Source organism: Actinobacillus minor NM305 (assembly GCF_000175195.1).
In the GTDB taxonomy this organism is placed as follows: Bacteria; Pseudomonadota; Gammaproteobacteria; order Enterobacterales; family Pasteurellaceae; genus Haemophilus_A; species Haemophilus_A minor.
Genome location: NZ_ACQL01000100.1, coordinates 61920 through 68076, shown reverse-complemented (window position 1 = coordinate 68076; position 6157 = coordinate 61920). Strand labels below are relative to the sequence as shown.

At 35.7% G+C, this 6157-nt stretch carries 6 protein-coding genes; 4 read left to right on the top strand and 2 right to left on the bottom strand.

The features are described from left to right. The 4 genes from AM305_RS11840 to selD form a co-directional block, all read left to right on the top strand. Positions 1 to 1052: YadA family autotransporter adhesin (locus AM305_RS11840; protein WP_005824507.1), on the top strand; the 1052-nt coding region annotated here is incomplete at its 5' end. 141 nt (positions 1053 to 1193) lie between these two features. Continuing rightward, positions 1194 to 2405, top strand: a complete 1212-nt coding sequence (locus tag AM305_RS12775) for a glycosyltransferase (RefSeq protein ID WP_035294196.1) — start codon at positions 1194 to 1196, stop codon at positions 2403 to 2405. Between the two features lie 42 nt (positions 2406 to 2447). Beyond that, entirely contained in the window at positions 2448 to 3641 is a 1194-nt protein-coding gene (locus AM305_RS07210) for a tetratricopeptide repeat-containing glycosyltransferase family protein (RefSeq protein WP_005824503.1), read from the top strand. Between the two features lie 76 nt (positions 3642 to 3717). After that, the gene (gene selD / locus AM305_RS07205; protein ID WP_081453545.1) at positions 3718 to 4758 is read left to right on the top strand and encodes a selenide, water dikinase SelD; all 1041 of its coding nucleotides are present in this window, start codon (positions 3718 to 3720) and stop codon (positions 4756 to 4758) included. A gap of 37 nt (positions 4759 to 4795) precedes the next feature. Here selD and AM305_RS07200 read toward each other — a convergent pair whose 3' ends face one another. Then, positions 4796 to 5398, bottom strand: a complete 603-nt coding sequence (locus tag AM305_RS07200) for a hypothetical protein (RefSeq protein ID WP_005824499.1) — start codon at positions 5396 to 5398, stop codon at positions 4796 to 4798. Positions 5399 to 5460: 62 nt separating this feature from the next. After that, positions 5461 to 6081, bottom strand: coding sequence for a hypothetical protein (locus tag AM305_RS07195; RefSeq protein WP_005824498.1), 621 nt, complete (start codon positions 6079 to 6081; stop codon positions 5461 to 5463). Between the last annotated feature and the right edge of the window lie 76 nt (positions 6082 to 6157).

The window sequence follows — 6157 nt, the reverse complement described above, 5'->3', positions numbered from 1 at the left end:
AAGGTGATAAAGGTGATACGGGTGCAATCGGTGCAACAGGACCGAAAGGTGATGCAGGCTCTACTGGCCCAGCTGGTTCAAATTCAGATACAAGCGCATCAGTTTCAGGATCAGATATTGTTGAAGTTGTAAATAATGGAACGACAACAATAGATGGTGTGAAAGTTACTGATTATAAAGTATCGGTGAAAACTGGAACTTCAACTGTAACTGAAGATGGTCAAGCTAAGCCAACAACAGAAGCAGATAAAGACAAGGTTGCAACTGTTGGCGATATTACTGAAACAATTAATAATGTTTCATGGACTGTCGATGTGGGTGAAACCGGATCAGGTAAATCAACTTCTACCGGTAATGGTAAAGTAAAAGCTGGCGATGCTGTGAAAGTTATTGCTGGAGATAATATTGTAGTTGCTCGTGATGGTAAGGAAATCACTATTGCAACGTCAATGACTCCAACATTCAATACCGTAACAGCAAAAGAAATTACTGCTAATAAGGTAACAGCTAAAGAAGTTAAAGCGGATACAGTAACTGCGAAAGAAGTCAAAGCTGATACAGTAACAGCGAAAACAGTAAAATCAGATACTGTGACTGCAAATACTGTTACAGCGAAAACAGTAACATCAGACACTGTGACCGCAAAAACTGTGAAAGTTGGTAATGTTGAAATCAATAACAACGGTATCAATGCCGGTGGTAAACGTATCACTAATGTTGCAGCTGGTGTAAATGACACTGATGCAGTAAATGTTAGCCAATTGAAACAGGTGAAAAATGATATCGCTAATGTGAATAACAAAGTCGATAACTTAGATAAACGCGTTCGTGGTGTGGGTGCAAGCTCAGCGGCTTCAGCTGCATTACCACAAGTTTATATCCCTGGTAAATCAATGGTGTCTGCTGCTGGCGGTACTTACGGTGGAGCTTCGGCTGTTGCTGTAGGTTACTCAAGAGCAAGTGATAATGGTAAGCTTATCTTGAAAGTTCAAGGTTCAGCTAATAGTTCAGGTCACTTCTCCGGTGGCGCCGGTGTGGGTTACCAATGGTAATTTTCTAACATAGCTATGATGAAGCTCTCTTCCAAGGAAGAGGGCTTTTTTTTGTAAAAAATAGTTTAAATTTAACCGCTTATATACAAAAAATTTAAGGGAGAGTTTGTTATAATGTACAAAAAATAAATAGGTAATAACATGAAAAAGAAAATATTATTTATGCATCCACACTTAGTTATGGGGGGAGCCGAGACTGTTTTGATTAATTATTTAAATATTGCTGCCGGTCATCCAGATTATGATGTTTCATTAGCTGTTTTTAATAATACAGAGCAATATAATATCGAAAAAATAGATCCTAGAGTGAATATTCATTTCTTAGCAACACCTGAAGAAATGCGCTTTATGTATGCATCTAGACAAATTAGGGCGTTATCCTCATCATTAGGGCTTAATGAGGAACAAATTTGTAAAATCGAAGGACTATGGGAAGAAAGATTAAAGCGTCTTATTAATTTAATAAATAAAGAAGAATATGATGTTGTTATTGATTTTTTAAATGTTTTTAAACACTATGTGACCGAAGAATATCGTTTGCAAATTAAGCGGCCTATTATTTATTGGATTCACTCCGATGGTGTTTTTGGAAGTTGGTTCTCGAATTACGATGAATATAAAATGATTTTAAATAAGTATGATGTTTTTGTATCAATTTGTGAAGATATGAAAAAGCGTTGTGATATGTATGTATCTCATCTATTTAAAATCAATAAAGAATCAACAATGTTATTTAATCCAATAGATCTGAACAAAATAAAAGTATTGGCAAATCAAAAGGTATCTGAAGAAGATTCGGTTTTATTAGAAAAGCCATTTATTTTACAAGTTGGGCGATTAGACGAATATAAAAATCATCAACAAATGATTGATATTTATTATAAATTAAAGCAAAAAGGCATTAAAGAAAAGCTCTATATTATTGGTGATGGAGAATCTGAAGAACTTCTAATAAATAAAATACGTACGCTTGGATTAGAAAATGATTGCTTTATTTTAGGGAGAAGAAAGAATCCTTTTCCTTTTATGAAACAAGCAAAACTTTTTATTCATACCGCTAGATTTGAAGGGTTTGGTATGGTTTTAGTTGAAAGTATGATTTGTGGTACGCCTGTTGTTGCTTTTAATTGTCCAACAGGACCGAGAGAAATCTTAGCTGATGGGAAATATGGTGGTTTAGTTCCGATGGGGGATGAGGAACAATTTGTTGAAACAACTTATCGGTTATTAACAGATAATTCTCTATATCAGCATTATATTCAATTATTGCCTGAAGCAATTGATAGATTTAGTATGGATAATATTACTAAGCAATTTGTTACTCTTATGGATAGTCTATTTTCTGATAAATAATATTAGTGTAGTAAGTCAAGATTTTAAAATTTAGGAAAAACAATGACGGAAGAAGAAAAGAAATTAAGTATAGAAGAAGCTGAAAAGGCTGACCTTGTCAAAATTCTTGAAATGGAAAGAGGAATGGTTACTCAAGCTGATTTCATTAAAATTTTGGGAGAGTATGATAACTATATTTTAAAATACCCGGATGTTTTAACTGCCTATGTAAATCGTGCAAACACATTACAAAAATTAGGTCTATACGAGATGGCATTACGTGATGTTGATTATGCGATTAGCCGCAAGAAAAATTATGGATTTGCTTATTGCCACCGTTCTTTTATTTCTATTTTACTTGGTCGCTATGAAGAAGGGTGGAAAGAGTTTGAGTGGCGTTTAGATGGAATGGTTAAAGATAGCACCGTAAAAGATTGGCCTATCTCAAGATGGCAAGGAGAAGATCTAAATGGTAATACTTTAATTATTTTACCAGAGCAAGGATTAGGTGATGTTATTCAATTTATTCGTTATGCGATAGTTGCCAAAGAGCAAGGTTTAAATATCGTTGTGAAAAATCGCGATGCTCTAGATGGGCTATTGAGTTATTCCTTGAGAAAGCACGGTATTCCAATTCTAGGGCGAGATCCGATTCCTTCTGCAGTGGCTGCTTATGCTCATGTAATGAGTTTTCCTCATTTATTTAAAACTACGCTTGAAAATATTCCTTATTCAGGAAAATATTTAGAAGTTGAACCTGAGTTTGAACAAAAATGGAGAAACTTATTAGGGCAAAAAGGCTATAAAAAGCGAATTGGTGTTGTGTGGGCTGGATCAAAAGATCATAATCGTTTCCGTTCTCGTAATATGAGCTTTGAACAAATTTCTTCTTTATTTGCTTTAGATGCTGAGTTTTATTGCTTACAAAAAGAAGTTGATCCGGAAGATAGAGAAAAAGCGAAAGCCTTTTCAAATCTTTCATTTTGGGATGATAAAATTGAAAGTTTTTCGGATACGGCAGGTTTAGTTTCTCAATTAGATTTAGTTATCTCTGTTGATACTTCAGTTGCTCATTTATCGGCAGCTATGGCTATCCCAACATGGATTATGATTACATATAATCCTGATTTTCGTTGGTTATTAGGGAGAGATGATAGCCCTTGGTATGATAGCGTTAGGTTGTTCCGTCAATCAATTAGTCTAACTTGGGAATCTGTTATCGAAAATGTAAAAGAAGCATTAAAGAAAGAGTTATAATATTTGTAAAAATTTCTTAAAATGTAACCGCTTAATTAGTTAATATTTTTAATATATAAGAGTTTTAGGAGGAAAAATGTCTGAACCGATACGTTTAACGCAGTTTAGTCATGGTGCTGGTTGAGGCTGTAAAATTTCTCCTAAGGTGTTAGGGACCATTTTACAAAGCCAATTAGAAAAATTTATTGATCCTAATTTATTAGTTGGTAACGAAACGGCTGATGATGCAGCAGTTTATGATATTGGTAATGGGATTGGGATCATTAGTACAACGGATTTCTTTATGCCGATTGTGGACGATCCGTTTGATTTTGGTCGGATTGCTGCAACAAATGCGATTAGCGATATTTTCGCTATGGGCGGAAAACCTATCATGGCTATTGCTATTCTTGGCTTCCCAGTTAATAAACTTCCAGCCGAAGTGGCGCAGCAAATTGTAGAAGGTGGACGAGCAGCTTGTGCAACAGCAGGTATTGCATTAGCCGGTGGACATTCTATCGATTCACCAGAGCCTATTTTTGGGCTAGCTGTAACAGGTGTTATTCCAACAGAAAAAATCAAGAAAAATGCTTCAGCCCATGCAGGTTGTGAACTCTTTTTAACAAAACCGTTAGGAATAGGAGTTCTAACAACCGCAGAAAAACGAGGTATTTTGAAGCCGGAACATCGAAATTTGGCGCGAGATGCGATGTGCCAAATGAATTTGATTGGTGCTGAATTTTCTCAATTAGAGGCAGTTACGGCAATGACAGATGTGACGGGGTTTGGATTACTTGGGCATTTGAGCGAGATCTGTCAAGGCTCAAACGTTAGGGCAGTAGTAAATTCTGATGATATTCAAACGTTAGAAGGTACAAAGGATTATATTGCTTTAGGAGCGGTACCGGGGGGGACTCAACGAAATTATGAGAGCTATGGGCATCTGATTTCACCTTTAACCAATGAGCAAAAAGCGATTTTATGTGATCCTCAAACTTCAGGTGGGCTATTGGTTGCAGTAGAGCCGCAAGCGGTTGAAAAAATTATGCAGATTGCAAATCAAATGAATGTGCCACTATTTCGTGTTGGAAAGCTATTAGCAAAAGATGATAATAGCTCATTGATTGAAGTAAAATGAAAAAATCGCTAGAAGTAACTTCTAGCGATTTTCTGTTTTATTGAGCCGGTTTTTGTTCCGGTTTCATTTCAGGTGTTTGCGCTGGTAATTGCTCCGGTTTAGGTTGTGGTGCAGGCTCATATTTTTTCACGAGTTCTGCTTCAATCGCTTTACCTTCATGAGCAATTTTATCTAATTTTGCTTGTAGATCTCCAAAAGCTTTATGCGCTTCCGGTGTTGGATTTTTCGCTACTTTTTCTGCTTCAACCATCATTTGAGCACCTAATGATAATGCTTCAAGAGATTTCTCTTTTAATGCTTTTACTTGCTCATCATTAATATTTAGTGAGCTTGCACTTTGTTTAATTGCTTCAAGTTGGGTGAATAATGCTTTGCTTATTGCTTCTTGAGCTACTTTTGGATCCTTAGCTTTCTCACCTAATTTTTCCATTTCGTTTTTAATCACATTATTGATAGCGTGTTCTTGAACTTGTTGCCATTCACGGAATGCTTTATAGTCTTGAGCACCTGTATCTACCTTAATGGTTTCAGCTTTTTGCTCTGTGGTTGTATTTTGAGCCGGTTTGTCTGCTGCTTTATCACAAGCAGTTAAAAAAATACTTAATAATGCAATTGCACTAATTTTTGTTAATTTAGTCATTTTTTATCCTCTAAAAAATGGTTAGAGTATATCTCTAACCATTTGCTCATTATATCATGAGATTATTTATCGCCGAAGGTCTGTTGTAATTCAGCTTGTAATTTTTGTAACTCGCCACCTTGTGAAAGAAGTTGTTGAGCTTTTGCTTTTAATGCTTCTTGAGCTTCTGCTGTTGGGTTAGACATCACTTTCACAGAATCTGTAATAATACTATTTGATAAGCCCAAAACTTCTTTTGTTTTTTCTTTAAAAGTTTTCACTAATGCATTTTTTACTTCAACTGCATCTAAGCTTTTAATAGTGTCTTCAACTGTTTTAGTGAACTCCGTTAATGCTGCCTCAATTTGTTTTGGATCTTGAGTTGCTAATTTTTCTTGAAGTGTTTTTTGTGCAGCATTAGCAATTTGCTCTTGTGTTTTATTCCAATCTAAGATTTTTTTGAAATCTTCTTTACCTTGAGCTAATTCTTCTGCACTTAACTGCGCTGCTGGTGCAGTCGTTTCTGCTTTTGGTGTTTCTGCAGCAGGTGCAGCTTCAGCTGGTTTTGATGCTTCAGTTGGCTGTGTCGCTGGTGTAGTTTCAGCAGGTTTAGCTGCTTCAGCTGGCTTGTTTGCTGGTTTATCACAAGCGGTTAAAAATAATGCAAATAATGCTGTTGCGCTGATTTTAGTAAATTTAGTCATTTAAGTTTTTCCTTTAAAATGAATGATAAGCCTCAAAAGAGGAGAATAATATTGTACCCTTATAGACTCATACTTA